The sequence below is a fragment of the Amycolatopsis iheyensis genome, from assembly GCF_024703995.1.
Taxonomy (GTDB): Bacteria; Actinomycetota; Actinomycetes; order Mycobacteriales; family Pseudonocardiaceae; genus Amycolatopsis; species Amycolatopsis iheyensis.
The window spans coordinates 118,719-143,727 of sequence record NZ_JAMXQV010000008.1 but is presented as its reverse complement, the minus strand read 5'-3'; the positions used below and the strand labels follow the sequence as shown (position 1 = coordinate 143,727).

Below are 25,009 nucleotides of genomic sequence, written 5' to 3'. Positions count from 1 at the left end.
CGCTACTCTTCGCCCCGGACGGGGAGGGGGAGTGGTCATGTTCCTGGTCACGGGCGCCACCGGAAACGTCGGCGCGGCACTGGTTTCGGCCCTCGCGGAGGCGGGCACACCGGTCCGGGCGCTGGTGCGCCGGGCGGACGTCGTCCTCCCGGACGGCGCCGAAGCCGCGGTGGGCGACCTCAACGACCCGGCCGGCCTGGACGCCGCGCTCGAGGGCGTCGAAGGCATCTTCCTGTTGTCCGGCTACGACGACATGCCCGCCATGCTGGCGCGAGCCCGGGCCGCGGGGGTCCGCCGGATCGTGCTGCTCTCCGGTGGTTCGGCCGAGCTGGAGGACCTCGGCAACGCCGTTTCCCGGTACATGACCCTGGCCGAACGCGCGGTGCGCGAGTCCGGGCTGGACTGGACGTTCCTGCGCCCGCGCGCCTTCATGTCGAACGCCTTGCGCTGGCTGCCCCAGCTGCGCGAGGGCGACACGATCCGCGCGCAGTTCCCGGACGTCGCGGCGGCGTGCGTCGCGCCGGAGGACATCGCGGCGGTGGCGGCCGTCGCCCTGGCCGGTGGGCACGAAGGCCGGACGTACGACCTGACCGGCCCGGTGGCGCTGCGGCCGGCCGAGGTCGTCGCGCAGCTGGCCGAGGTGCTGGGCCGCGACCTGAAGTGCGTGGAGCTGTCGAACGCCGAGACGCGCGCGGAGCTGGAGGCGAGCATGCCGCAGCCGTACGTCGACGCGTTCTGGAACTTCTACGTCGAAGGAACCCTCGACGAGGCGACGGTCCATTCCGACGTCGCCGAGGTGACGGGCCGGCCCGCGTGGACGTTGGCCGAGTGGGCGCGAGCGCACGCGGACGCCTTCCGGTGACGTGAGCGCGGAACGCCGGCTCGACCTCTCGGTCGTGCTCACCGCCGCGCTGGCCGTGCCCGTTGTGGCCAGCAGCCTGCTCGTGCTCGCCCTCGTCGGGAAACTCGTCTGGCCGCCGTACTTCTGGGTGTTCCCGGCCGGCTGGGTCGTCGCCGGCGCGATCACGTTCGTGCCCGCGTTCGAGAACTTCCTGCTGCCCCTGCTGTTCGGCCTGCGGGCGCCGACCGCGGGGGAGCGCACCCGGCTGACCCCGTCGTGGGAAGCCGTCTGCGCCGCCGCCGAGGTCGACAGCCGCCGGTACCGGTTGTGGGTCGAACGGTCGCGCGAGCTGAACGCCTTCGCCGCGGGTGGGCGGACCGTCGCCGTCACGCGGCTCGCCCTCGAGCTCCCGCCGCCCGGGCTCGAGGCGATCCTCGCCCACGAGCTCGGCCACCACCTGTCCGGGCACACCCGGATCTCGCTGTTCCTCTGGTGGCTGGAGCTGCCGGCCCGGATCCTGACGCGGCTGGTCCGGCTGCTCGCGCTGGCCGTGCCCTCCGTCGGCCGCGCGTTCGCCGCGTTCGGGCGGTCGGTGGCCGTGCTCGTCACCGTGCTGCTGGCGCTGGGCATCCTCACCGCGCTCGCCTTCCTCGACCCGTGGCTGCTGCTGGCGCCGTTGCTCGGCCCGGTGCTCGCCTGGTCGAAGCGGCTCGGCGAATACCGGGCCGACCTGATGGCGGCGCGGCTGGGCTACGGGCCGGAGCTGATCCGGCTGCTCCGCGAGTGGATCCGGGCCGGCGGTGGTGACGAGCGGCGGCTGTGGGCCCGGTTGCTGGCCGGGCACCCGGCGCACATCGACCGGATCAAGAAGCTGAAGGACCGCGGGTTCAGGGGATGAGGACGACCTTGCCGGCCGCGCGGCCGGCGTGGAGGTGGCCGATCGCGGCGACGGCGTCGGCGAGCGGGTACGTCCGGTCGAGTGCCGGCGTCAGCTTGCCGGCCTCGATCAGGTCGCGCAGGTCGTCGAGGTCCGCGCCGCGCTCGCGGGAGACGAGCCCGCTCAGCCGGTGGCGCACGAAGGGGTTCAGCAGCGCCGCCCGGAGCACCCGCTGGATGCCGCCGAGCCACTTGCCGCCGTTCTCGCCGCCGACGATCACGAGTGTGCCGCGCTCGGTCAGCGCGCGGCGCAGGGTGGTCAGCGAGCGCAGGCCCGCGGTGTCCACGACCAGGTCGTACCGCTTCACCGCGAAGTCTTCGCGCGTGTAGTCCACGACGTCGTCGGCGCCGAGGGTGCGGACCAGGTCCGTCTTGGCGGTGCTGCACACGCCGGTGACCTCGGCGCCGAACGCCTTGGCCAGCTGGACCGCGAAGGACCCGACGCCGCCCGCCGCGCCGATGACCAGGACACGCTGCCCGGGCCGGACGCGGCCGGCGTCCCGTACGGCCTGCAATGCCGTGCCACCGGAAACCAGGACCGCCGCCGCCTGCCCGAAGGAAAGCCGGTTGGGTTTCGCCGCGACGAGGTCCGCCTTCGCGACGGCGTACTCGGCGAAGGTGCCGTCGCCGACGCCGAACACCTCGTCACCCGGCCGGACGCGCGTGACGCCGTCGCCGGTTTCTTCGACCGTGCCGGCGAAGTCGAGGCCGCGCACCGGTTGTTTCGGCCGCCGCAGCCCGAAACCCAGCAGGCGCACCAGGTACGGCTTCCCGGTGGTCAGGTGCCACACGCCCGGGTCGACGCCGGCCGCGTGCACCCGCACGAGGACCTCGCCGGCACCGGGCGACGGTCTTGCGGTGTCGCGGAACTCGAGGACGTCCGGGCTGCCGTAGCGGTCTTGGACGATGGCTTTCACGATGACTCCTCCGGGTACTGGAACACTTCTTCGAGCGGAACTCCGAACACGTGCGCGAGCTGGAACGCCATCTCGAGCGACGGCGAATAGCGGCCCTGCTCGATCGCGATGACGGTCTGACGGGTGACGCCGATCCGGGTGGCGAGCTCGGCCTGGGTCATCTGGCCGTGCGCGAACCGGAGGGCGCGGAGCGAGTTGGTGACGCGGGTCGGTTTCACCACGGCTGGAAACCCCGGCGATAGGCGAAGATCCGGGCGACCGACCCGAGGATCGCGGACAGTGTGAAGGCCAGGTAGACGGCGTTGGCGATCCAGAAGTGCGGCGCCCGGATCACGGCCAGCAGCAGTGCCGCGACGGCACCGACGACGACGAACGAGTGGCCGACGTGGTCGCCGAACCGCCCGATCTCGCGGTCGCGCTGGTCCGACTCGCCGTCGCGGGAGATCACCGCGGCGAGGATGCTCGCGACGATCCCCGCCACGATGGACACACCGATCGTCCACAGCAGAGGCGCGACGTAGGGGACTTCGGCCAGCGGCCGCCCGCCGGTCCGGCCGAGGACCACCACCAGGTAGACCGCGTAGCTCGCGATCGCGCCGATCCCGAGGATCCAGGCGCGTTTCTCTTCGTGGGTCACCGCTTCAAGGTAAAACAAACCAGACACCGTGTCAAAGTTTCTTGACATGAGAAGATCTTTGGGGAGGGTGTCCAAGGCGGCGTCGGCCGTTCGTAGTCACCGCGTACGGCAACCGAGCCACTGGAGGATCCCGTGAAGTACCTGATGCTGATCAACGCTTCGCTCAACGCCGACGGCGAGCCGACCGGCTGCAGCACGCCCGAGGACTGGATGCTGTTCGACAAGGCCATGAAGGACGCCGGCGTGCACGTCGGCGGCAACTCGCTCGCCGACTTCACGACGGCGGCCTCGGTCCGCGTCGACGAGAGCGGCGAGCGGATCGTCACCGACGGGCCGTTCGCCGAGTCGCGGGAGGTGCTCGGCGGCTACTTCGTCATCGACGTGCCGGACTTCGACGTCGCGCTCGACTGGGCGGCCCGCTGCCCGGGTTCCCGCGACGGCGGGCACATCGTCGTCCGGCCGCTCGCGTCCTACGGGGACTGAGCGAAGTGGCGGACGGGGCGGTCGAAGCTGTGTTCCGGGAGGAGCGTGGGCTGCTGCTGGCCGCGCTCGTCCGCCGGTTCGGTGATCTCGACCTGGCCGAGGAGGCGACGTCGGAGGCGATCGAGGCCGCGCTGGTGCACTGGCCCGCCGAGGGCGTGCCGCCGAAGCCGGGCGCCTGGCTGATGACGACGGCCCGCCGCAAGGCCGTCGACCGGCTGCGCCGCGACCAGGCCTACGCGGCCCGGCTCGCGGTGCTGCAGGTCGAGGCCGACCGGGCGGCACCCGCTTCGTCGCCGGACGGCGAGTTGCCGGACGAGCGGCTCCAGCTGTTCTTCACCTGCGCCCACCCGGCGTTGCCCGCGGAGGACCGGACGGCGCTGACCCTGCGGTGCCTCGCCGGCCTGACGACGGCGGAGGTGGCCCGCGCGTTCCTGGTCCCGAGCGCGACGATGGGCAAGCGGATCGTCCGGGCGAAGAACCGGATCCGGGTGGCCCGGATCCCGTTCCGCGTCCCGGCCGCCGACGAGCTGCCGGGGCGCCTGCCGGGGGTGCTGCAGGTCGTCTACTCGATTTTCACCGAGGGCTACGCGGCGAGCTCCGGTCCGGACCTGCAGCGGCTCGACCTGGCGGAGGAGGCGATCCGGCTGGCCCGCATCCTCCGCCGCCTGCTGCCGGCGGAGCGGGAGGTGGCGGGCTTGCTGGCGTTGATGCTCCTGATCCACGCCCGCCGCGAAGCCCGCACGGGCCCGGACGGCGACCTGGTGCTGCTCGACGACCAGGACCGGACTCGCTGGGACGCCGCGATGATCGCGGAGGGGACCGCGTTGGCGGAGGTCGCGTTGACCGGCGGCCCACCGGGCCTGTACGGAGTACAGGCGGCGATCGCGGCCCTGCACGACGAAGCCGCGGACGTGGCGAGCACGGACTGGCCGCAGATCGTCGCGCTGTACGACGTGCTGCGCGGGCTGGCGCCGTCCCCGGTGGTGGAGCTGAACCGAGCGGTGGCGGTGGCGATGCGGGACGGCCCGGCGGCGGGCCTGGCGCTGCTCGACGCGCTGGCGGAAGAGCCGCGGTTGCGGGAGTACAGCCCGTACCCCACAGCCCGCGGCGACCTCTTCGCTCGTCTTGGCCGGCACGACGAGGCGGCCGTCGCTTATCGGGAGGCGCTTGCCTTGGCAGGCAGCGAGCCTGAACGCGAGCACCTGCGCCGCCGCCTCGGCGCGGAGACGTAGCCGCGCGACTGGTTTCGCGGCTAGAGCTCGCCGGTGTTCCTGGTTTCCGGGGGTTGTTCGAGGTTCTGCTGGCGTTTCCGCTGCTCCGACTTGAGGCGGTGGACTTCTTCGACGAACTCTTTGAGGGCGATTTCCTCGGTGTCGCAGTACTTGTACCGGCCGACACCGACCTCGAACGCTTCCCATTCGTGTTCGATCGCGTCGGCCGTCTGCTGGAGGTAGAAGCTCCGCTCCTTGTACTTGTAGTAGCCCATGAACCCGCTGGCGATACCGACGGCCAGAGTCACGCCGAGGACGACCCAGCGAAGCGGCCCGCCACCCGACGAAACCCCCGACGCCGCCGTGGCGCTGATCGAGCCGATGATGAGCACGCCTTGGAGCACGTTGTTGACGTTGCGGTACTTCTTGCTGTCGCTGCGGAGCTTCTCGATCTCGGCGTACGCGTCGTCCTTGTAGATGAGTTGTCGTGTCCGCTGGTCGAACACGCCTTCGGTGATCTGGAGCTTGCGGGCATCGCGTTTGGTGGCGATGAGCAGCTCGATCTCGCCTTCGGTCCGCCGTCGTTCGGTGACCTTGCTGTTCGGGCCGGTTCCTTCCTCGACGGAAGTCATCGGCCCACCCGGGTCGCGGGACAAGCGGTAGGCAGTTACGCAGCACGCGATGGCGATGAGCAGCCCCGGAGCGCCGATGGCGACCAGCGTGGAAGGAGAGATCCAGGGCAGCCAGAACAGCACGTACAGGAGCAGGAGCAGCACAGGGCCGAAACCGTAGGAAAGGACCGCAAGCCGTCGCCGGCGCCGAGCCACGACGGCCCAGTGCTCGTACTCCCGGATCTCGGCGTTGAGGGCCAAGAGAGCGGCGTTCGCGGCGAGGGCGGCTTTCCTTTGCTGGTCCGATCGGGCGGGTGCCGGCGCGGGTTCCCTTCGTTTCGGCGCACCGCGCTGGACCCGACCGCCGGTCTCGACCATTCTGCTTGATCCTTCCGAATCCGGAACCCGGGTCAGCCGACCTGGGGGGTCAGGACGATCACGGTGCTGGACAGCTGCTGCACGAGGGTCCGGGTGGCGCGCGTGAACCCGCTGCAGTAGTCGACGAGCCGTGCGGCTGTGTCCGGAGTGGTGCCGGCCAGATCGAGGACCACCACGCGTCCCGCCAGCAGGCTTTCCGACAGCTCCCGGGCGGCTTCGCGGTAGCTCGAAGGACCGATGTGCACTGCCTGCTGCAGGTGCACGGCGGCGCTCGGTGGCTGAGCGCCACTCGTGGACGCGAGCCATTCGGAGTCTTCGAGAGCGGCCGTCAGCGTTGTCGTGTCATCCCCGCCGACTCGGGAAACGCCGGGGCGCGGGATGGGTCGTTCCTTCGGCCGCCGTGTGTTTTCCCTGATGAACCGGCCGACGAGGATGAGCGCCGCAACAGCGATCAGTGGCCAGATCAGGACTCGGACGTAGTCCAACGCAATGTTCGCCGCCAGCACACCGGCATTCTAGGGGCGGGTGGCGATGCGATGTCCGGAATCGGGAAATCTCCCGGCCCGGATCGCCTACGCCGGCGCGCGCAACGCCGCCACCGCCGGCGCGAACATCGTCTCCTTGATCGCGCCCAGCGTGCCCCGGTCCTTCCCCGTCAGCGCACGAACCCGCTCCGAAGCCACCTGCACCACCGAGTCCTCGCCAGCGATCTCGTCCACCAGACCGAAAGCCACCGCGTCCGCCCCGCCGAACCGCCGTCCGGTCGTCATCGAAGCGATCGCCGAAGTCGGCGTCAGCTTGCCCTGGATCAACGCCGCCATTCCCGGCGTGAACGGGATGTTGATGTCCGCCTCCGGGAAGCAGAAGTAGCCGCGATCGCCGCGCATCACCCGGAAGTCGTGGGCCATCGCCAGCATCGCACCCGCGCCGAACGCGTGGCCGTTGATCGCCGCGACCGTCGGGACCGGCAGCGTCAGCACGCGCGCGAACAGCTCCTGGACCTCGGCGACGTACTTCGCGGCCTGGTCCCCGTTGGCCAGCAGCCACTCCAGGTCGAGGCCGTTCGAGTAGAACTTGCCGCCGCCGGTGGTCACCAGCACGTCGTCCACTTCGTCCAAAGTGGAATGCACGCGCTGCAGCCAGTCCGGCGAGAAGCGGTTTTCGTCGTCGCCCAAGTGCAGAACGGTCACGGTCGGTCCTTTTCTCGAGGGGGCACGGTCAGCACGGCCCGCACAGCGGCGGCCAGCCTCTCCCGCACCAGGGGGTCGGTGATGTCCCGCCGGAAGAACGCGGTCGGCAGGTCGACGACGCACGTGGTGATCACCTCGACGGCGAGCCCGTCACCGCGGTCCCACACGAGCCGCGCCAACCGCACCAGCAGGGCGACCAGCCGTTTGTCCAGTGCGTGCAACGCTTCCGCCAGCTCGTCGGGCAGGTCCGGCCCGAACAGCCGGTCGCCGCGCACCCTCAGCAGCATCCGCGCGCCGTCGGGACGCAGGGAGGCGAACTCCGCCGGGGTGTCCGCGGCCGCGACGACCGCGTCCACCGGCGAAGCGGCGGAATCCACCAAAGCGGTCTGGAGGTCGAGGAACTCGGTCGCCGCGCGCAGCCAGACCCGGGCCAGCAGCGCGTTCAGCGACCCGAACGCGTGGTAGATCGTCCCGTTCGGCACTTCCGCGGCCGTCGCCAGCTCGCGCACGGTGATCGCGCCCGACGTCGCGACCAGGCGTTCGGCGACGTCGAGCAGGGCGTCGAGGTCGTGGACACGGGGGCGGGGCACGTCACGACCATAACAGAACGCGTGCTCCAAAACCAAGGCGGTAAGCTGCCGCCCGTGGAGATCTGGGTCAACCCGGCGTGCTCGAAGTGCCGGTCCGCCGTGTCGCTGTTGGACGAAGCCGGCGCGCAGTACACCGTGCGCCGCTACCTCGAGGACCCGCCGACCGCGGCGGAGCTCGAGGCCGTGCTGAAGCGGCTCGGCCTCGAACCGTGGGACATCACGCGCACCGCGGAGCCGATCGCGAAGGAGCTCGGCCTCAAGTCGTGGGGCCGCACGGAAGCCGACCGGCCGAAGTGGATCGAGGCCCTGAGCGCGCACCCGAAGCTGATCCAGCGCCCGATCATCACGGCCGACGACGGCACCACCGTCGTCGCCCGCGACCCCGAAACGGTCCGCTCGGTCCTTTAAGGAATGCGGCCGTCCCGCGGCAGCAGCGGGACGTCGAGGGGCACCGTCTCCGGGTACTTGATCCCGGCGCCGGTGTTGAGGACCACGACGTCCTCGTCCCCGGAAAGCCACCCCGACTCGCGCAGGTGCCGCAGCGCGGCGAAGCACGCGCCACCTTCGGGACACACGAACGTGCCCTCGAACGTGGTCAGTTCCCGTTGCGCCGCCAGGAGTTCCTCGTCCGTGACGGCGACCGCGGTCCCGTCGGTCGCGTACACGGCGTCGAGCACGAGGAAGTCGCCCAGTGCCTTGGGCACGGTGATGCCGAAGGCGACCGTGCGCGCGTCGGGGAACGGCTCACTCTCGCGGGCCCCCTGCGAGAAGGCCGTGACGATCGGCGCGCACCCGGTCGCCTGCACCGCCACCAGCCGCGGCAACCGGCCGGAAACCCAGCCCAGCTCCCGCATTTCCAGCAGCGCCTTGTAGATCCCGATGATCCCGACCCCGCCGCCGGTGGGGTAGAGGATGACGTCGGGCAGCCGCCAGCCGAACTGCTCGGCGATCTCGTACCCCATCGTCTTCTTGCCCTCGATGCGGTACGGCTCCTTCAACGTCGAGACGTCCTGCACCCCGGGCCGCCGCGGAACCGCCGCGGCCACGAGCTTCCCCGCGTCGCCGATGAGACCGTCCACCCGGTACAGCTCGGCCCCGGCGGCAACGCATTCGCGCATGGTGATCGCGGGAGCGTCGTCCGGCATCGCGATGAGGCTCGACAGCCCCGCGCGCGCCGCGTACAGCGCCCACGCCGCGCCCGCGTTGCCGTTCGTCGGCATCGCGATCCCGCCGACGCCGAGCTCGGCCGCCCGCGAGACGCCGACCGCCGCGCCGCGTGCCTTGAACGTCCCGGTCGGCACCAGGCCCTCGTCCTTCATCCACAGCCGCGAAAGCCCCAGCTCGCGGCCGTAGCGCGGCAGCCGCAGCAGCGGCGTCATGCCCTCGCCCAGGCTCACGACGTGCTCGGGCGAGCGCACCGGCAGCACCTCGTGGTAGCGCCAGAGCGTCGGCTCGCGCCCGGCGATCTCCTTCGGTGTCACGGCTTCTCGGACGCCGTCGAGGTCGTACCGCGCCAGCAGTGGCGCGCCGGCCGGGGAAAGCCCCTGGACGACGTCGGCGTCGAGGCGTTCGCCGGTCCGCGAGCAGTCGAGGTGGCTGAGGAACGAGTACGGCACGGGCGCCTCCGGTCAGAAACGGCGGGTGAATGGCAGTGGCTTGCGCATCCGGACCAGCAGCAGGAGCGGCACCAGGACATACGGCAGGTTGAAGGCCAGGAACTTCGCCGGGTTGCCGGTGCGGAAGGCGGGGTCGCCGAAGAACTCGACGCCGAACACGACGATCCCGGTCAGCGTGACGATCATCGTCGCGTAGATCACGGCCGGCAGCTGGATCCAGTTCCGGCCGGTCAGGATCGCGAACACGAGCACCACGTAGAACGGCATGTAGACGAACGCCGAGAGCCCGGTGACGATCCGCATCCAGTCCGGCGGGTGCATGAACAGCGGGTCGGCGTCGTGGGCGTACCAGTAGTTCGAGTTCACGAAGAAGTTGTCCGACGGCCGGGAGAAGTCGACACCGACGGTCGGCAGCAGGTCGCTGATCAGCGACGTCACCGTGAAGGCCGAGAACAGCACCGCGAAGAAGACGTCGATCTTCCGGTCCCGCAGCGGCAGGTTCATGAGATCGATCCTAGGTCCTAAAGTGAGGGGATGGACGCGCTGCGGGTGTGCCTTTACGTCTTCGCCGGGGTGACGCTCGGCACCTGGATCATGTCGGTGCTGACCAGGGAGTACTCCTGGGTCGACCGGATCTGGTCGATCGTCCCGGTCGCCTACCTGGCGATCTTCGCCGGCACGGCCGGGTTCGCCGACGCGCGGCTCGACGTGGTGTTCGCCCTGGTCACCCTGTGGGGGATCCGGCTGACGTTCAACTTCGCCCGGAAGGGTGGTTACGCCCGCGGCGGCGAGGACTACCGGTGGGCGGTGCTGCGTGAGCGGATGGCGCCCTGGCAGTTCCAGGTGTTCAACTTCTTCTTCATCTCGCTGTACCAGAACGCGATCCTGCTGCTGATCACGTTGCCCGCGTACACGGCCCTGGAGAACCAGGGCTCGTTCGGCGTGGCGGACGTCGTCGCCGCGGTGGTCTTCGCCGCGTTCCTGGTCGGCGAGACGACCGCCGACCAGCAGCAGTGGGTGTTCCACCGCGAGAAGCACGCGGGCCGCGCGTCGACGCGGTTCCTCGAGGAGGGGCTGTTCCGCTACTCGCGGCACCCGAACTTCTTCTTCGAGCAGGCGCAGTGGTGGGTGGTCGCGGTGTTCGGGATCATCGCCGGCGGTCTGCAGTGGACGGTCGTCGGCGCGATCCTGCTGACGCTGTTGTTCGTCGGCTCGACCAAGTTCACCGAGAGCATCACGAAGTCGCGGTACCCGGAGTACGCGGACTACCAGCGCCGGACGTCGGCGGTGGTGCCCTGGCTGCCGAAGCGCGAACCGGCCCGCGGATGACGGTCGTCGGCGCCCTGCAGATCGGGGCGGGAGTCCCGCTCGAGCGGATCCTGGAGTTCGAGGACGAGCTTCGCGGCGCCGCCCTGGTGGTGCTGCCGGAGGCCGTGCTCGGCGGCTACCCGGGCCGGGTGCCGTTCCCCGAGTACTTCCGCGCGGCTGTGACGGTGCCGGGGCCCGAAACGAAGGCGCTGGCCGGGCTCGCGGCCCGCACCGGCACGAGCCTGGTCGTCGGCGTGATCGAGCGCGACGGCTCGACGCTCTACAGCACGGCGGTGTTCTTCGACCCCTCGCTCGGGCTCGTCGCGAAGCACCGGAAGCTGGTGCCGACCGAGCGGGAGCGGCTCTTCTGGGGCCGCGGCGACGGCTCGACCCTCCCGGCGGTCCCGACGGCGGCGGGCCTGGCGGGCGCGGCGATCTGCTGGGAGAACCACATGCCGCTGCTGCGCGCGGCGATGTACGCGAAGGGCGTCGAGCTCTGGTGCGCGCCGACGGCGGACGACCGCGACGTCTGGCAGGCGTCGATGCGCCACATCGCCGACGAGGGCCGGTGTTTCGTGATTTCGGCCTGCCCGTACGAGTCCGGAGGCGACGACCCGTTCCGCGGCGGCAGCGTGATCGTCGGCCCGCTGGGCGACGTGCTGGCCGGCCCGCTGCTCGACGGCGAAGGTCTGCTCACGGCGGACATCGACCTCGAGGAGATCGTGGCGGCCCGCAAGAGCCTCGACGTGTCGGGGCACTACGCGCGCCCGGACGTCTTCGCGCTGTCGGTCGACGAACGGCCCAGGGACGGCGTCACCTTCCTGCGCTGAGCGCGCTGTCACAGGACTGTGACACGGCGATCGCACTCCGTGGACATCGGCCGTCCAGGGTGAGCCGCATGCGAAGTCGATCTCTGCTCTTCGGCGCCGTGCTCGCGCTGGCCGCGCCGCTCCTCGTCGCCGCGCCGGCCCAGGCGATCCTCGGCGGCGTCGAGTCCCCGCGGGCCTACTCGTTCATGGGTTCGTTCCAGCCGTCGTTCCCGCGCCCGCCGCGCCCGGACGGGCACGGGTGCGGTGTGGAAGTCCTGGCGCCGCAGTGGGTGCTGACCGCGAGCCACTGCGCGGGCAAGAACCCGACCAACGCGCGGGTGGGCGTTCCGCGCGGGTGGCAGGTGCGGGTCGGGTCGCTCGACACGACGTCCGGCGGGGAGGTCGCGGAGGTCGACCACTACTACCGGCTGGCGACGAGCGCCGACGAAGGCGGGTTCTGGGGCAAGGACCTCGCGCTGCTGCACCTGCGGACCCCGGTGCGGGCGCGGCCGGTGCGGATCGCTTCGGCGACGCCGGCGGACAACTCGCCGGTGCGGATCCTGGGCTGGGGGATGAGCTGCGAGAACAGCGGCGACCCGGCGTGCTTCCCGACTCGGCTGCGTGAGGCCGACACCGTCGTGCAGCCGGTTTCGGTCTGCCCGGTGGCGTCGCCTGGAGAGCTGTGCGTCGGCAGCCGCGACGGCGCGGTCGCCGCGGCCAACATGGACTCCGGCGGCCCGGCCCTGGTCCGCGACGGCGCCGGCTGGGCGCTGGCCGGCGTGGTCAGCGGCCCGGCCGGGGACAAGTTGCCGACGCTGTACACCGACGTCACCCGCCACGCGGACTGGATCGAGGGCATCATCGGCGGCGCCCACGTGCCGCCCGACGACGTCATCCCGGACGTCGAAGGCGCGGTGGAGCTGCCCGGCTGCGTCGGCTCGGTGGTCCGCACCCCCGCGTCCCGCCCGCGGGATCCCGCGCTGCTGCTGACGAACGGGCACTGCGTCGAGGGTGAACGCCCGGCGCCGGGTGCCGCGCTGGTCGACCGGCCCGCCGGCTTCGACGCGCCGATCGCCGACCACCAGGGCTATCCGGCGGCGACGCCGCGCGCGAACCGCCTGCTGTACGCGACGATGACCGGCACCGACATCGCGTTGTACCGCTTGGACAAGACGTACGCGCAGCTGCGTTCGGCCAAGGTCTTCCGGCTGACGACGACACCGGTGCGGGCGGGGGACGCGCTGACCATGGCGTACCCGAGCACCCGGCTGCACTGCACCGCCGAGGCCGTGGTCCCGCACCTGCGCGAGGGCGGCTACCAGCAGGACGACGCGATCCGCTACGCGACGGGCCCGGACTGCGCGCCCTGGCACGGGACGTCGGGGTCGGCGCTGCTGGCCCCGGACGGCGAGACGGTCGTGGGCATCCACAACACGCACAACGACGCGGGCGAGCAGTGCACGGCCGACAACCCGTGCGAGGTGGGCGCCGACGGGTCGGTTACGTCGGTTGCCGGGCGCGGCTACGGGCAGCAGGTCGCGGGGATCGCCGCCTGCGTGGGCCGCGGGTCGACGCTGGAGCTGTCCCGCCAGGGCTGCGGCTTGACGGCGTCACCCCGGCCGAGGTGACGCCGTCCGGGCTCACACCGCGAGCCGGCCGCCGTCCACCGGGAGGATCACGCCGTGGACGAAGCTCGAGTCCGCCGTCACCAGGAAGGCGATCGCGGCCGCGATCTCGGCCGGGCTCGCGACGCGACCGGCCGGTCCCGCCGCGGCGAGCTCGTCCAGGCCGTCGCCGAAGACCTCGGTGCCTTCGGTGCGGGTCGGACCGGGGCTGACGGCGTTGACGTGCACGCCGGCCGGGCCGTACTCCGCCGCCCACGCCTTGGTCATCAGCTCGACGGCGGCCTTCGACGAGCCGTAGAGCGCCATGCCCGCCATGCCGCGCGTCGCGACCATCGTGGACACGTTGACGATCGCGCCCCGCCCGCGCGCGGCCATCTCCGGCGCCAGCTCGGCGGTGAGGAAGAACGGCACCTTGACGTTCGTGGCGTAGACGCGGTCGAAATCGGCCTCCTCGGTGTCCGAAGTGGACCCGGTGGGGAAGATCCCGGCGTTGTTCACCAGCACGTCGATCGGCCCGCCTGCTTCCCGGGCCCGCGCGGCCAGTGCGCGGGCCGAGGCCGCGTCGGTCAGCTCGGCGGCGACGAAGTCGGCTTTCCCGCCGGACGCCCGAATTCGCGCGACGACCTCGGCCCCGCGTTCGGCGTCCCGCCCGGACAGGACGACGTGCGCCCCGAGCCCGGCCAGCGCGACCGCCGTCGCGCGCCCGATCCCGCTGGTTCCGCCGGTCACCAGCGCCGTGGTCCCGGACAGTCCTTCAGTCATCACTCAGCTCCTTCGAAACCCGGGTGTCTCCCCGGTCGAAGGGTTCAAGCGCGCCCATCGGAGCGAACTTCCGAGGAAGCCGTCGGTGCTGCTTATACCCGCGATCAGTCCGCTCGATGGCCTTCCAAAGCGGCGACGAACTTCGCCAGGTCACGCCGGTGCGAAGTCGCCGGCCACACGGCCCACGTGCGGCGGGTGATCGGGTTGCCCGCCAGCGGTCGCCAGCGGACCGTGTCGGGCATCGGGTACGGCCACTCCGGTGGCGCGAACGCGTACGCGCCGCCCGCGCTGACCGCCGGGATCTTCAGCTCGACGATCAGCCGCTGCTCCTCCGGGACCTCCGGGCCGATGTCGAGGCCGTGGCTGCGCAGGGTCGCCGCCAGCTCGTCGTACCACGCCGGGCTGCCCGCGCGGGGGAACGCGAACCACTCCAGCCCGGCCAGGTCCTCCAGCCGGACCGGGGAGCCCAGCTTCTCCGCCAGGTCCGCGGCCAGCAGGACGCCCACCTCCTCGGCCACCACGAGCGCCGCGTCGAGGTCGGGGCCGGGTGGGCGTTCGCGCACCAGGCCGACGTCCAGCTCGCCCGCCCGCAGCGCCGCCACCTGCGCCACCGACGACAGGTGCCGGGCCTGCACCCGCGTGTCCGGGAAGTCTTCCGCCAGCCGCGCGAGGGCCGTCGGCAGCAGCCGCGGCGGCAGCTCCAGCGGGACGCCGACCCGGAGCACGCCGGTCGTGGTGTGCCGCGCCAGCGCGGCGACGGCCTGGTCGTGACGCGCCAGCACCGCGCGGGCCTCGCCCAGCAACGTCGTCCCGGCGTCGGTCACCTCGACGCCGGTGTTCGTGCGCACCAGCAGCGGCACGCCGAGCCGCCGTTCGAGCGCCGTGATCGTCTGGGACAGCGCCGGCTGGCTGACGTGCAGCTGCCGCGCCGCCTTCGACAGCGCGCCCGCCTCGACGACCGCGACGAACGCCCGCAGCTCGCGGATCTCCATCAGCGGGCCCAGCGGATCGGCAGGGACTTCAGGCCGTTCTGGAAGTTCGACCGCAGCCGCACCGGCTCGCCGGCGAGCTCCACTTCGCCGAGCAGGTCGAGCACGGCGTCGAACATCGCCCGCAGCTGGACGCGGGCGAGGTGCGAGCCGAGGCAGAAGTGCGGGCCGTGGCCGAAGGTCAGGTGGTCGTTCGGGGTCCGGCCGATGTCGAAGACGTCCGGCTCGGCGAACACCGACGGATCGCGGTTGGCCGAGGAGAACCAGACCACCACCTTGTCCCCGGCGCGGATGTCCACATCGGACAGTGAGACGTCGGTGGTCGCCGTCCGCCGGAAGTTCATCACCGGCGTCCAAAAACGGAGCATCTCTTCGACGGCCGACGGGAGCAGCGACCGGTCGGCCAGCAACCGCCGGTACTGCCCGGGGTGCGACAGCAGCGCGAGCAGCCCGCCGGGCAGGCCGTTGCGCAGGGTTTCGTTGCCCGCCACGGAAAACAGCCAGAAGAGGTTCTCGAACTCGGCGAGCGAGACGCGCCCGCCGTCGTCGCCGACGTGCTGCATCAGGTTGCTCATGACGTCTTCGCCGGGGTGTTCGCGTTTGTACTCGCCGAGCGCGTTGGCGTACGCGTACAGGTCGGGCATGCCGGCGCGGGTGCGGGGATCCGGCATCGCCCCGTCCGGCCCCGGCGACGGCCGGACGGCGAGCGCGGCCCGCGCGAGGTCGCTCACCTCGGCTTCGGAGACCGTCGCGCTGACCGCGTACTCGGCGTCCTGGTAGCCGATGACCCGGTTGCTCCAGTCGTACATCAGCCGCCGGTCCTGTTCCGGCACGCCGAACACCGCGGCGAGGGCGAGCAGCGGCAGGTCGGCGGCGACCTTCGCGAAGTCGCACTCACCGCGTTCGGCGACGGCCGCGACGAGGGCCCGCGCCTGCGCCTCGATCCGCTCGGTGAGCTTCGCGACGGCGCGCGGGGTGAACGCCTTGGTGAGCAGCCCGCGCAGCCGGCCGTGCTCCGGCGGGTCCATGTTGAGCATCATCCGCCGCACGTACGCGAGGTCGGCGTCGGTGGCCGGGTCGCGGATCTGCGTCCCGCCGAGCTGTGAGGAGAAGACCGCGGGATCCCGCAGGACGCGCCGCACGTCGGCGTGCCGCAGCACGGCCCAGAAGTCGTCGACGCGCACCACCGGCGCCGCGGCCCGCAGCCGCGCCAGCTCCTCGTACGGGACACCTCGCACGTAGGTGTCCGGATCGGTGATCGTCACGTCCTGGACCCTAGCCGCGGCCACCGACAATTTGGGAGGCTGCCGGGATGGACACGCTCAACATGCGCACCGGCGGCCAGGGCGAACCGGCCGTGCTGCTCCTGCACGGCCTGGGCGCGACCGGCGCCGTGTGGGCCCACTTCGCCCCTCCGCTCGCCCGGCGCGTCCTGGTGCCCGACCTGCCCGGCCACGGCCCGTCCTCGCCGTTGCCGCACTACAGCTTCGAGACCATGACCGCCGCCGTCGCGCGGGCTCTGCCCGACGACCGCCCGCTGCTCGTCGCCGGGCATTCGCTCGGCGGGGTGCTCGCCCTGGAACTGGCCTCCGGGAAGTACGACGTCGAGGTCGAGGGCGTGCTGGCCCTCGGGGTCAAGGTCGAGTGGAGCCAGGACGACCTGGGCCGCGCGGCGACGTTCGCGGCGCGGCCGGCCCGGGTGTTCGAGACGCGCGTGGACGCGGAGCAGGCCTACCTGAAGGTCTCGGGGCTGCTCGGGATCGCGCCCGCGGACCCGGCCGGGCTTCGCGAGACCGAGGGAGGTTGGCGCCTCGCGATGGACCCGGCCGCGTTCGGCGTCGGCGCGCCGGACATGCCGGCGCTGCTCGCCGCGGCGCGGTGCCCGGTCGTGCTGGCGGCGGGCGAGAACGACCCCATGAGCCGTCCCGACCAGCTACGCGCGCTGGACCCGGACGCGGTCACCCTCGCCGGTCTGGGGCACAACGCCCACGTCGAGGACCCAGCCGCCGTTCGCGCCCTCCTGGAACGCTTCGGCGTCTGAAGGCTCGGGTGCAGCCGTCGTACCCCACGCGACGGCTGCTCCGAACCCCTCGCCACCACCGGACGCGGGAAAGCCTAGGAACTCGTGGTGGACGAACGGCTGTACTCGGCCTCTCCGCCGTCGTCACCGTCGGTACCTGCGGAAACGGTTATCTTCGCCGTTCGGTGGTACTCCTGGACCGGCACGATCGTGATGCTGGAGAGGTACGTTCCGCTCGGGGCGCGCGGGAGAGGACACCTGTGGAGGAAGGCCTGTCGTTCGCCGGTTGGCTGCGGGACCGGCGCGTGCTCGCCGGGCTCACGCAGGCCCAGCTGGCCGAACGAGCCGGGCTGAGCCTGCGCGCGGTCCGCAACGCCGAGCTCGGCAGCGTCCGGAAGCCCCGGCCGGAGACCGAACGGCGGTTGCGGGAAGCGCTTGCCGAAGCGCCGCCCGACCCGGTGCGCATCGGCGTGCTCGGGCCGCTCACCGTGCGCCGCGGCGACTCCGCGGTCGAGATCGGCGCCGAGAAGCAGCGGCTGCTGCTGGCGACGCTGGCCCTGCGGCCGAACCGGACCGTGCGGCGCGAGGACCTCGTCGACGTCATCTGGGACGAGCCGCCGCCGTCGTGCCTGGACCTCCTGCACACCTACGTCGCCCGGCTGCGGCGGGCGTTGCGCCCCGCCGACCTGATCGCCACCGACAAGGGTGGCTACCGGCTGTCGGCCGACGAAGACTCCCTCGACCTCCTGCGCTTCGAAGCCCTCTCTCAGCGGGGCGCTCACCGCGAGGCCCTCGAACTCTGGCGCGGCCCCGCGCTCCCCGACATCGAACGGCTCGCCCACCACCCGACCCGCCTCGCGCTCGCGATGCGACGCGCCCAGGCCGTGCTGGCCTACGCCGAGGTCGCGGCCCCCGACGACGCCGCCGTGCAGCTGGGCGCGCTGACCGCCGAGGAGCCGCTGAACGAGTCCGCGCACGCCCGGCTGATGCTCGCGCTCGCCGCGTCCGGGCGGCAGGCCGCCGCGCTGGCCGCGTTCGAGGACGTGCGCCGCCGGCTGGACGCCGAGCTCGGCATCGAACCGGGGCCCGAGCTGCGCTCGGCCCAGCGGCAGGTGCTGCGGCAGGACTTCGCCGTCCCGGAGCCGCCGGCCCGGGTGCCGGCGCAGCTGCCCGCCGACGTCGCCGGCTTCCGCGGCCGCACGGCCCAGCTCGCCGAGCTGGACGCGCTGCTCGAGCGCCCGGACGCCGGCGCGCGGATCGCCGTCCTGTCCGGCACCGGCGGGGTCGGCAAGACCGCGCTGGCCGTGCACTGGGCCCAGCGGTCACTGGCCGAGTTCCCGGACGGCCAGCTCTATCTCGACCTGCACGGCTACGGCACGGTCCGGCCGGTCGAGCCGGGTGACGCGCTGTCGGGGTTCCTGCGTGCCCTCGGCGTCGACGGCGCGGACATCCCCGCCGAGCCGGACGAGCGGGCCGCGAAGTTCCGCACGGTGCTCACCGGCCGCCGGATGGTGCTGCTGCTCGACAACGCCGGCTCGGCCGGGCAGGTCCGCCCGCTGCTGCCCGGCTCGTCCTCGTGCCTGGTGCTGGTCACCAGCCGGGACGCGCTGCCGGGGCTGGTCGCCCGCAACGGCGCCCGCCGCGTGCTCGTCGACCTGCTCACCGACGGCGAAGCGCGCGACCTGCTGCGCACGCTGCTCGGCCGCCGCGTCGACGACGAGCCGGACGCCGTCGCGGCGCTGATCGGCTACTCGGCCCGGCTGCCGCTGGCGCTGCGGCTGGTGGCGGAGCTGGCGCTGAGCCGGCCGGGGGAGCGGCTCGCGGCGCTGGCGGCCGAGCTGGCCGACGAACGGCGCCGGCTGGACCTGCTCGACGGCGGCGGCGACCCGCTGACCGCGGTCCGCGCGGTGTTCTCCTGGTCCTACCGGCACCTCGCGGCCGGCGCCGCACGTGTGTTCCGGCTCTGCGGCCTGCACCCGGGCCGCGACCTGACGCCCGCCGCGATCGCCGCGCTCGCCGGCGTCGCGCTGCCGGAGGCGGAACGGCTGACCGGCACGCTGGTCCGCGCCCACCTCGCGCAGCAGACCGGCGAGGACCGCGTCCAGCTGCACGACCTGCTGCGCGTCTACGCCGCCGAGCTCGCCGCGGCCGACCCGGCGGAGAGCCACGCGGCACGGGAGCGGCTGTTCGACTTCTACGTCCGGTCGGCGGCGCAGGCCATGGACGAGGTCCTGCCGCAGGAACGGCACCTGCGCCCGCACGTGCCGGACCCCGACGTCAAGGTGATCGACGCACCGGCCTGGCTGGAGGCCGAACGCCGCAACCTCCTGGCCGTCTCCGCGCACGCGACGCGGCACGGGTGGCCCGATCACCTGCGGCTGCTGTCCGGGATCCTCTGGCACTACCTCGACGTCGGCGGCTACCACGAAGAAGCGCTGGTGCTGCACACGCACGCGTCGGCGCTGGCCCACGACGCCGGCGACCGGGTCGGCGAGGCCGAGCCGCTCACGCTGATCGGGCTGGGGCACTGGCGCGTCGGACGGTCCCGGGAAGCGTTGCGGTACCTGGAAGAAGCTCTCGCCCTCGTGCGCGAGACCGGCGACCGGCGCACCGAGATCCACGTGCTCAACACCCTCGGGCTGGTCTGCCGCGCGCTCGGCCGGTTCGCCGAGGCGATCGAGTACTCGACCGAAGCCCTGTCACTGGCCCGCAAGACGGGTGACCGCACCAGCGAAGGCCTGGTGCTGGTGGTGCTCGGCTGCTCCTGCCGCGGCATCGGCCGGTACACCGACGCGCTCGGCCACCTCGAAGCCGCGCTCGCCCTGGCCCGCGAAACCGCGGACCGGACGAGCGAGGGCTACGCCCTGGTCAACCTGGGCGACTCGCTTTCGGCGCTGGGCCGGCACGACGAGGCGGCCCGTTCGCTGGCCGAAGGGCTCGAGCACTTCCGCGCCATGGGCGTGCGGGTGAGCGAGGGGTACGCGCTGGGCATCCTCGGCGACGTCGAGCACGCGCGCGGCCACGACACCGAAGCCGCGGCACACCTCGAACGAGCGCTGGAAATCGCGCAGGAGACCGGAAGCCCGCCGAACCGCGCGGTCGCGCTGAAGCACCTCGGCGACGTCCGGCTGGCGCAGGGCCGGCCCGCGGAAGCGGCCCAGCACCTCGAAGAGGCGCTGGGCCTGGCCCGCGAATGCGGTGACCGCGGCGTGCAGTCCCGGGTGCTCAACAGCCTCGGCACGCTGGCGTCGGCGCGCGGCGCGTCGTCGGACGCGCTGCGCTACCACCGCGAAGCCTTGGCCGTGGCCAAGGAAACGGGCTGCCGGCCCGAGCAGGGCCGCGCGCACTGCGGGCTCGGCGAAGTCCACTGTGGACTCGGTGACCCGGAAGCGGCGCGCGAGCACTGGGAACGCGCGTTGGCTTGTTACGCCGGGGAGTGCGTGCCCGGCATGATCCGGGTGACGGACCACTTGGCGGCCTTGGACCGCGTCGCCGGGTAGTGGCGCTCGTCGGCGACGAGGTCGCCTTCGAGGCGCTGGACGTCCCGGTCGAAGACGTCGGTGCTGCCGGCCAGCCGGTTGCGCGGGTACGGACGGCGGCGGTACGCGTGGTCGAGCGCCCAGGCGAGCAGGACGACGGCGACGAGGACGGCGATGATCATGGTGCTCCTCCCGGAGTGGCTGAACCCGACGCTTTGAAGAACGTGTAGTGGAAGGTGCCGTATTCCCTGGTCGTGCGGTGGAGGTCGGTGATGCCGCGCACCCAGTTCCCTTGCGTGATCAGGTTTCGGGCGACCGCGGTTTCGCCGACGCCTTCGACCATCGCGGTGAAGGTGTCGCGGGTGAACCCGGTGACGAGCCCGGGGCGTGACGCGTCGGCGTAGACGGTTCTCGGTTCCACCACGACGTCGTCGAACCCGGCTTCGGCGAGCAGGGGGTACAGGCGCCGTCCGATGAGCCCGTCGCCGCCGGCGTCGGCCTGCAGGCGGACGAGGCAGTCGATCGCGGCCTGCGCGTGCTCGCTGCGGGGGTGGAAGAAGGCCGAGCCGTGGTCGCCCTCGAGCACCGTGATGGTGCCGCCGGGCCGCAGCAGGGTTTTCAGGTGGGCCAACGCTTTCTCCGGCTCCGGCAGGTGTTCCAGCACGAAGCAGACGAACAGGTGGTCCCACTCGCCGTCGAGGTCGAACAGGTCGGCCCGGCGGAACTCGACGTCCGGAACCCGTTGTCTCGCTTGGGCGAGGGAGTCCGCTGAGACGTCGACGGCGGTCAGGTGCGCGCCCGGGCTGCGGGCGACGAGGTGGACGGTCTGGGCGCCGACACCGCAGCCGACCTCCAGCACCCGGCTCCCGGCGGGGTAGGCCGTCCCGGCGTGCAGCAGCTCGGCCAGGGTGTCGGCCTGGTCGCCGAGGCGGCGGGCTTCGGGGGCGGTGTATCCGTGCACGTAAGTGGTGTCCATGCGTCCAGCGTGCTGCGACAATGGCTCGATGGACAGAGCCAGAACCGCACCGCCGGAGGGGTCCATAGGGTCGGACTTCCTCCAGCTCGACGTCCGCGAGGCGCCGCCGGGCGGGCTGGCGGACTGGCTCGCCGGGCAGCTGCGCGCGGCGGTCGCCGACGGCCGGCTCCCGGTCGGCGGCCGGCTGCCCGCGTCCCGGGTGCTGGCCGCCGAGCTGCGGGTCTCGCGCGGGGTGGTCACCGAGGCCTACCAGCGGCTGATCGACGACGGTCACGCGGCGGGCCGCGGCCGGGCCGGCACCGTCGTGGTGGCCGCGCCGGTGCTCGCGCCCGACCCCGTGCGGGTCCCGCCGCCGTCCAGGGTGATCACGCCGCTGCCGGGGGTGGCGGTCTTCGACGCGATCCGCGCGACGCCGGCCCGGCTCGACCTCACACCGGGGGTGCCGGACCTGACGGCGTTCCCGCGCGCGGCGTGGCTGCGGGCCGAGCGGGCGGTGCTGGACGAGCTCGAGCCGTCGCACTTCGGCTACGGCGACCCGCGCGGGGCGCCGGCGATGCGGCTGGCGGTGTCGCGCTGGCTGGCGCGCAGCCGCGGCATCCGGGTGGACCCGGGCGAGGTCATCGTGGTGGCCGGGGTCGCCCAGGCGCTGACGCTGGTGGGGGACGTGCTGCGGCAGCACGGCGTGACCGAGATCGCGGTGGAGGACCCGAGTTCGCTGGGCGCGCGCCAGCACCTGCACCACTGCGGCCTGGCGACCCCGCCGGTCCCGGTGGACGACGACGGCGTGCGCGTGGCGGACCTGCGCTCGCCGGCGGTGCTGCTGACCCCGGCCCACCAGTTCCCGATGGGGGTGGTGCTGGCGGGCGAGCGCCGCCGGGCCCTGATGCGCTGGGCGGCCGAGGGCGGCATCGTCGTCGAGGACGACTACGACGCGGAGCACCGCTACGACCGCGCGCCGGTGCCGGCGGTCCGGTCGATGCTGCCGGAAGTCTGTTACACGGGAAGCGTTTCGAAGCTGCTGGCCCCGGCGCTGCGGGTGGGCTGGCTGCTGGCGCCGCCGCGGTTCCACGACGACCTCGTGGCGGCGAAGCGGTTCGCGGACCTGGGCAACCCGGTGCTGGCCCAGCTGGTGCTGGCCCGGCTGATGGAGACGGGTGAACTGGAGCGGCAGCTGCGGGTGGTGCGGGCGCGCCACCGCCGTCGTCGCGACGCGATGATCCGCGCTCTTGCCTCGGAGGTGCCGGACGCGGTGGTCCACGGCGCCGCGGCGGGGCTGCACCTGACGATCACGTTCGGGTCCGAGGTCGACGACGTCGCGCTGGCGGCGGCCGCGCTCGCGGCGGGGGTGAAGGTCCAGCCGCTGTCGTGGCACCGGCAGCTCCCGGGACCGCCGGGGCTGGTGCTCGGGTACGCCGCGCGGACGTCGACGGAGATCGCGGAGGGGGTCGCGGTCCTGGGCCGGCTGGTTCGCTGACCTCGCCCTTAGCGCCCCAATGTGGCGTTGGGTGCGCTGGACGCACCGAACGCCACATTGGGTGCGCTGGACGCACCGAACGCCACATTGGGTGCGTTGGACGCACCGAACGCCACATTGGGTGCGTTGGACGCACCCAACGCCACATTGGGGCGCTTGCGGGCCGCCGTTCCCGGCCGCCTGACCGGGTCTCAAGTAAAGAGTCCACAAAGGACTGTCAACCGAGTGTGATCATGCTCTCCCAAGCGATTCCGGAACTTGGTTGCCATACGCAAGCAACTTGCTTAGCCTAGCTAAGGGACTTTGCGAGCAGAAGGGTTGCACAGTGGCGGAACGCCGGACGTATTCGATCGCGGAACTGGGGCCGCGGTACAAGTGGATCGCGCTGTCCAACACGACGCTGGGCATGCTGATCGCCACGATCAACTCCTCGATCGTGCTGATCGCGCTCCCGGACATCTTCAAGGGCATCGGCATCAACCCCCTGGAGCCCGCCAACACCAGCTACCTGCTGTGGATGATCATGGGCTTCCTGGTGGTCACCGCGGTGCTGGTGGTGAGCTTCGGGCGGCTCGGTGACATGTACGGCCGCGCGCGGATGTACAACCTCGGCTTCGCTGTCTTCACCGTCTCCTCCATCATGCTGGCCATCACCTGGTTCGACGGCGACGCCGCCGCGTTGTGGCTGATCGGCTGGCGGATCGTGCAGGGCATCGGCGGCGCCTTCCTGATGGCGAACTCCTCGGCGATCCTCACCGACGCCTTCCCGGCCAACCAGCGCGGCCTCGCGCTCGGCATGAACGGTGTCGCGGCCATCGCCGGCTCGTTCCTCGGCCTGGTCGTCGGCGGCGTGCTCGCGCCGATCGACTGGAACCTGATCTTCCTGGTCTCGGTGCCCTTCGGCGTGATCGGCACGATCTGGGCGTACCTCAAGCTGCACGACACCGGCATCCGCAAGCACGCGCGGATGGACTGGTGGGGCAACATCACCTTCGCCGTCGGCCTGATCGCGGTCCTGGTCGGCATCACCTACGGCATCCAGCCCCACGGCACCTCGCAGACCGGCTGGACCAGCCCGATGGTGCTCTCCTGCCTGATCGGCGGCATCGCGGTGCTCATCGCCTTCGTCGTCATCGAGACCAAGGTCGACAACCCGCTGTTCCGGCTCTCGCTGTTCAAGATCCGGTCGTTCACCTGGGGCAACGTCGCGAACCTGACCGCGTCGCTCGGCCGCGGTGGCCTGCAGTTCATCCTGATCATCTGGCTGCAGGGCATCTGGCTGCCGCAGCACGGCTACACCTTCGAGCAGACCCCGCTGTGGGCCGGCATCTACATGCTGCCGATGACGGTCGGGTTCCTCGTGGCCGCGCCGACGTCGGGCATCCTCGCCGACCGGATCGGCAGCCGCATGCTCGCCTCGGGCGGCCTGTTCATCACCGCCGTGACGTTCCTGCTGCTGATCCTGCTGCCGGTGAACTTCAACTACTGGGCGTTCGCGGCGATCCTGCTGATCAACGGCATCGGCATGGGCATGTTCTCCTCGCCGAACCGCGCCGAGGTGATGAACAGCCTGCCGGCGGACGCGCGCGGCTCCGGCGCGGGCATGATGACGACCTTCCAGAACGCGGCGATGGTCCTGTCGATCGGCTTCTTCTTCAGCCTGATCATCTCGGGCCTGTCGAGCACCCTCCCCTCGACGATGCACGACGGCCTGGTGGCCCACGGCGTCCCGGAGGCGGCCGCGTCCCAGGTGGCCAACCTGCCGGCGGTGGCGGTGCTGTTCGCGGCGTTCCTCGGCTACAACCCGATCCAGCAGCTCCTGGGCGGCCAGCTGACGTCGCTGCCGACCGACCAGGCCCAGTTCCTGACCGGGCGCAGCTTCTTCCCGAACCTGATCTCGGGCCCGTTCCAGTCGGGCCTGGCGGTGGCGTTCGGCTTCGCGATCGCGGTCTGCCTGATCGGCGCGGTGGCGTCGCTGCTGACGAAGGACGCGCGCCCGAAGGACCGCGAGTCGGTGGGTGAGGAGCTGGCCGCGGTGGCCGGCGAGTCCGGTGGCGGGCCGAGCGAATTGGTGTCGCCCGCGAGCGAACGCTGAGGGTAGCTTCGGAAGCCGGGTGCCGCGCCGTGCGGCACCCGGCTTTTCACGTCTTGGGGGAG

26 protein-coding genes are annotated in these 25,009 nt (G+C 72.2%); 12 read left to right on the top strand and 14 right to left on the bottom strand.

Annotation, left to right across the window (positions count from 1 at the left end; genetic code table 11):
* The first annotated feature begins 37 nt into the window (after nucleotides 1–37).
* Nucleotides 38–862, top strand: a complete 825-nt coding sequence (locus M8542_RS17315; RefSeq protein ID WP_257921205.1) for an NAD(P)H-binding protein — start codon at nucleotides 38–40, stop codon at nucleotides 860–862.
* A gap of 1 nt (nucleotide 863) precedes the next feature.
* Nucleotides 864–1,739 (top strand): M48 family metalloprotease, encoded by an 876-nt coding sequence (locus tag M8542_RS17310; protein WP_257921204.1) that lies wholly within the window; start codon nucleotides 864–866, stop codon nucleotides 1,737–1,739.
* On the opposite strand, the gene M8542_RS17305 is transcribed toward M8542_RS17310, so the two are convergent.
* Genes M8542_RS17305 through M8542_RS17295 form a run of 3 tightly spaced genes read right to left on the bottom strand, consistent with a single transcriptional unit; the run spans nucleotide 1,729 to nucleotide 3,331 of the window.
* Entirely contained in the window at nucleotides 1,729–2,694 is a 966-nt protein-coding gene (locus M8542_RS17305; protein ID WP_257921203.1) for an NAD(P)-dependent alcohol dehydrogenase, read from the bottom strand. The genes M8542_RS17310 and M8542_RS17305 overlap by 11 nt on opposite strands.
* The gene (locus tag M8542_RS17300; protein ID WP_257921202.1) at nucleotides 2,691–2,915 is read right to left on the bottom strand and encodes a helix-turn-helix transcriptional regulator; all 225 of its coding nucleotides are present in this window, start codon (nucleotides 2,913–2,915) and stop codon (nucleotides 2,691–2,693) included. Before M8542_RS17300 ends, M8542_RS17305 begins: the two co-directional genes overlap by 4 nt.
* Nucleotides 2,909–3,331, bottom strand: a complete 423-nt coding sequence (locus M8542_RS17295; protein WP_257921201.1) for a hypothetical protein — start codon at nucleotides 3,329–3,331, stop codon at nucleotides 2,909–2,911. Before M8542_RS17295 ends, M8542_RS17300 begins: the two co-directional genes overlap by 7 nt.
* A gap of 132 nt (nucleotides 3,332–3,463) precedes the next feature.
* Here M8542_RS17295 and M8542_RS17290 point away from each other — a divergent pair, with 132 nt between their 5' ends.
* Nucleotides 3,464–3,814 carry a YciI family protein gene (locus M8542_RS17290; RefSeq protein ID WP_257921200.1) on the top strand — a complete coding sequence of 117 codons (351 nt, stop codon included), beginning with the start codon at nucleotides 3,464–3,466 and terminating at the stop codon, nucleotides 3,812–3,814.
* A gap of 5 nt (nucleotides 3,815–3,819) precedes the next feature.
* A complete protein-coding gene (locus tag M8542_RS17285) occupies nucleotides 3,820–5,046 on the top strand; it encodes an RNA polymerase sigma factor (protein WP_257921199.1) in 1,227 nt (408 codons plus the stop codon).
* Nucleotides 5,047–5,066: 20 nt separating this feature from the next.
* On the opposite strand, the gene M8542_RS17280 is transcribed toward M8542_RS17285, so the two are convergent.
* From M8542_RS17280 to M8542_RS17265, 4 genes are all read right to left on the bottom strand, one after another.
* Nucleotides 5,067–5,801, bottom strand: coding sequence for a DUF4231 domain-containing protein (locus tag M8542_RS17280; protein ID WP_257921198.1), 735 nt, complete (start codon nucleotides 5,799–5,801; stop codon nucleotides 5,067–5,069).
* 245 nt (nucleotides 5,802–6,046) lie between these two features.
* A complete protein-coding gene (locus tag M8542_RS17275; RefSeq protein WP_257921197.1) occupies nucleotides 6,047–6,520 on the bottom strand; it encodes a cell division protein SepF in 474 nt (157 codons plus the stop codon).
* Between the two features lie 66 nt (nucleotides 6,521–6,586).
* Nucleotides 6,587–7,204 (bottom strand): enoyl-CoA hydratase/isomerase family protein, encoded by a 618-nt coding sequence (locus M8542_RS17270; protein WP_257921196.1) that lies wholly within the window; start codon nucleotides 7,202–7,204, stop codon nucleotides 6,587–6,589.
* Entirely contained in the window at nucleotides 7,201–7,794 is a 594-nt protein-coding gene (locus M8542_RS17265) for a TetR/AcrR family transcriptional regulator (RefSeq protein ID WP_257921195.1), read from the bottom strand. The genes M8542_RS17270 and M8542_RS17265 overlap by 4 nt, the downstream gene beginning before the upstream one ends.
* 54 nt (nucleotides 7,795–7,848) lie before the next feature.
* Here M8542_RS17265 and M8542_RS17260 point away from each other — a divergent pair, with 54 nt between their 5' ends.
* Nucleotides 7,849–8,202 (top strand): arsenate reductase family protein, encoded by a 354-nt coding sequence (locus M8542_RS17260; RefSeq protein ID WP_257921194.1) that lies wholly within the window; start codon nucleotides 7,849–7,851, stop codon nucleotides 8,200–8,202.
* On the opposite strand, the gene M8542_RS17255 is transcribed toward M8542_RS17260, so the two are convergent.
* Both M8542_RS17255 and M8542_RS17250 read right to left on the bottom strand, forming a co-directional pair.
* On the bottom strand, nucleotides 8,199–9,410 hold the full coding sequence (locus M8542_RS17255; RefSeq protein ID WP_257921193.1) for a threonine synthase: 1,212 nt from the start codon (nucleotides 9,408–9,410) through the stop codon (nucleotides 8,199–8,201). The two genes, M8542_RS17260 and M8542_RS17255, sit on opposite strands and share 4 nt — an antisense overlap.
* Nucleotides 9,411–9,422: 12 nt before the next feature.
* Nucleotides 9,423–9,914, bottom strand: coding sequence for an EXPERA domain-containing protein (locus tag M8542_RS17250; RefSeq protein ID WP_257921192.1), 492 nt, complete (start codon nucleotides 9,912–9,914; stop codon nucleotides 9,423–9,425).
* Between the two features lie 30 nt (nucleotides 9,915–9,944).
* On the opposite strand from M8542_RS17250, the gene M8542_RS17245 reads away from it, so the two are divergent.
* From M8542_RS17245 to M8542_RS17235, 3 genes are all read left to right on the top strand, one after another.
* Nucleotides 9,945–10,739, top strand: coding sequence for a DUF1295 domain-containing protein (locus tag M8542_RS17245; RefSeq protein ID WP_257921191.1), 795 nt, complete (start codon nucleotides 9,945–9,947; stop codon nucleotides 10,737–10,739).
* Complete coding sequence (locus tag M8542_RS17240; protein WP_257921190.1) at nucleotides 10,736–11,548, top strand: carbon-nitrogen hydrolase family protein; 813 nt, start codon at nucleotides 10,736–10,738, stop codon at nucleotides 11,546–11,548. Before M8542_RS17245 ends, M8542_RS17240 begins: the two co-directional genes overlap by 4 nt.
* A gap of 68 nt (nucleotides 11,549–11,616) precedes the next feature.
* The gene (locus M8542_RS17235) at nucleotides 11,617–13,155 is read left to right on the top strand and encodes a trypsin-like serine protease (protein WP_257921189.1); all 1,539 of its coding nucleotides are present in this window, start codon (nucleotides 11,617–11,619) and stop codon (nucleotides 13,153–13,155) included.
* 12 nt (nucleotides 13,156–13,167) lie between these two features.
* Here M8542_RS17235 and M8542_RS17230 read toward each other — a convergent pair whose 3' ends face one another.
* The 3 genes from M8542_RS17230 to M8542_RS17220 form a co-directional block, all read right to left on the bottom strand.
* Complete coding sequence (locus M8542_RS17230) at nucleotides 13,168–13,914, bottom strand: SDR family NAD(P)-dependent oxidoreductase (RefSeq protein WP_257921188.1); 747 nt, start codon at nucleotides 13,912–13,914, stop codon at nucleotides 13,168–13,170.
* A gap of 104 nt (nucleotides 13,915–14,018) precedes the next feature.
* Nucleotides 14,019–14,906: a LysR family transcriptional regulator gene (locus M8542_RS17225; RefSeq protein WP_257921187.1), complete on the bottom strand. Its 888-nt coding sequence runs from the start codon at nucleotides 14,904–14,906 to the stop codon at nucleotides 14,019–14,021.
* Nucleotides 14,906–16,168 (bottom strand): cytochrome P450, encoded by a 1,263-nt coding sequence (locus M8542_RS17220; protein WP_257921186.1) that lies wholly within the window; start codon nucleotides 16,166–16,168, stop codon nucleotides 14,906–14,908. Before M8542_RS17220 ends, M8542_RS17225 begins: the two co-directional genes overlap by 1 nt.
* A 47-nt stretch (nucleotides 16,169–16,215) precedes the next feature.
* Here M8542_RS17220 and M8542_RS17215 point away from each other — a divergent pair, with 47 nt between their 5' ends.
* On the top strand, nucleotides 16,216–16,944 hold the full coding sequence (locus tag M8542_RS17215) for an alpha/beta fold hydrolase (RefSeq protein WP_257921185.1): 729 nt from the start codon (nucleotides 16,216–16,218) through the stop codon (nucleotides 16,942–16,944).
* Nucleotides 16,945–17,183: 239 nt separating this feature from the next.
* Nucleotides 17,184–20,423, top strand: a complete 3,240-nt coding sequence (locus M8542_RS17210) for a tetratricopeptide repeat protein (protein ID WP_257921184.1) — start codon at nucleotides 17,184–17,186, stop codon at nucleotides 20,421–20,423.
* Here the strand turns inward: M8542_RS17210 and M8542_RS17205 are convergent.
* Both M8542_RS17205 and M8542_RS17200 read right to left on the bottom strand, forming a co-directional pair.
* Nucleotides 20,348–20,584 (bottom strand): hypothetical protein, encoded by a 237-nt coding sequence (locus M8542_RS17205; RefSeq protein WP_257921183.1) that lies wholly within the window; start codon nucleotides 20,582–20,584, stop codon nucleotides 20,348–20,350. The two genes, M8542_RS17210 and M8542_RS17205, sit on opposite strands and share 76 nt — an antisense overlap.
* A complete protein-coding gene (locus M8542_RS17200) occupies nucleotides 20,581–21,378 on the bottom strand; it encodes an L-histidine N(alpha)-methyltransferase (protein ID WP_257921182.1) in 798 nt (265 codons plus the stop codon). Before M8542_RS17200 ends, M8542_RS17205 begins: the two co-directional genes overlap by 4 nt.
* Before the next feature lie 28 nt (nucleotides 21,379–21,406).
* On the opposite strand from M8542_RS17200, the gene pdxR reads away from it, so the two are divergent.
* Both pdxR and M8542_RS17190 read left to right on the top strand, forming a co-directional pair.
* Nucleotides 21,407–22,852 (top strand): MocR-like pyridoxine biosynthesis transcription factor PdxR, encoded by a 1,446-nt coding sequence (gene pdxR, locus M8542_RS17195; protein ID WP_257921181.1) that lies wholly within the window; start codon nucleotides 21,407–21,409, stop codon nucleotides 22,850–22,852.
* A gap of 325 nt (nucleotides 22,853–23,177) precedes the next feature.
* Complete coding sequence (locus M8542_RS17190) at nucleotides 23,178–24,947, top strand: MFS transporter (RefSeq protein ID WP_257921180.1); 1,770 nt, start codon at nucleotides 23,178–23,180, stop codon at nucleotides 24,945–24,947.
* The last annotated feature ends 62 nt before the right edge of the window (nucleotides 24,948–25,009 follow it).

Bases quoted from the DNA above. Each gene is read 5' to 3' on its own strand.
- M8542_RS17235 (WP_257921189.1), top strand. From the start codon at position 11,617: ATGCGAAGTCGATCTCTGCTCTTCGGCGCCGTGCTCGCGCTGGCCGCG.
- M8542_RS17225 (WP_257921187.1), bottom strand. From the start codon at position 14,906: ATGGAGATCCGCGAGCTGCGGGCGTTCGTCGCGGTCGTCGAGGCGGGC.
- M8542_RS17200 (WP_257921182.1), bottom strand. From the start codon at position 21,378: ATGGACACCACTTACGTGCACGGATACACCGCCCCCGAAGCCCGCCGC.
- M8542_RS17230 (WP_257921188.1), bottom strand. From the start codon at position 13,914: ATGACTGAAGGACTGTCCGGGACCACGGCGCTGGTGACCGGCGGAACC.
- M8542_RS17250 (WP_257921192.1), bottom strand. From the start codon at position 9,914: ATGAACCTGCCGCTGCGGGACCGGAAGATCGACGTCTTCTTCGCGGTG.
- M8542_RS17240 (WP_257921190.1), top strand. From the start codon at position 10,736: ATGACGGTCGTCGGCGCCCTGCAGATCGGGGCGGGAGTCCCGCTCGAG.
- pdxR (WP_257921181.1), top strand. From the start codon at position 21,407: ATGGACAGAGCCAGAACCGCACCGCCGGAGGGGTCCATAGGGTCGGAC.
- M8542_RS17205 (WP_257921183.1), bottom strand. From the start codon at position 20,584: ATGATCATCGCCGTCCTCGTCGCCGTCGTCCTGCTCGCCTGGGCGCTC.
- M8542_RS17315 (WP_257921205.1), top strand. From the start codon at position 38: ATGTTCCTGGTCACGGGCGCCACCGGAAACGTCGGCGCGGCACTGGTT.
- M8542_RS17245 (WP_257921191.1), top strand. From the start codon at position 9,945: ATGGACGCGCTGCGGGTGTGCCTTTACGTCTTCGCCGGGGTGACGCTC.
- M8542_RS17215 (WP_257921185.1), top strand. From the start codon at position 16,216: ATGGACACGCTCAACATGCGCACCGGCGGCCAGGGCGAACCGGCCGTG.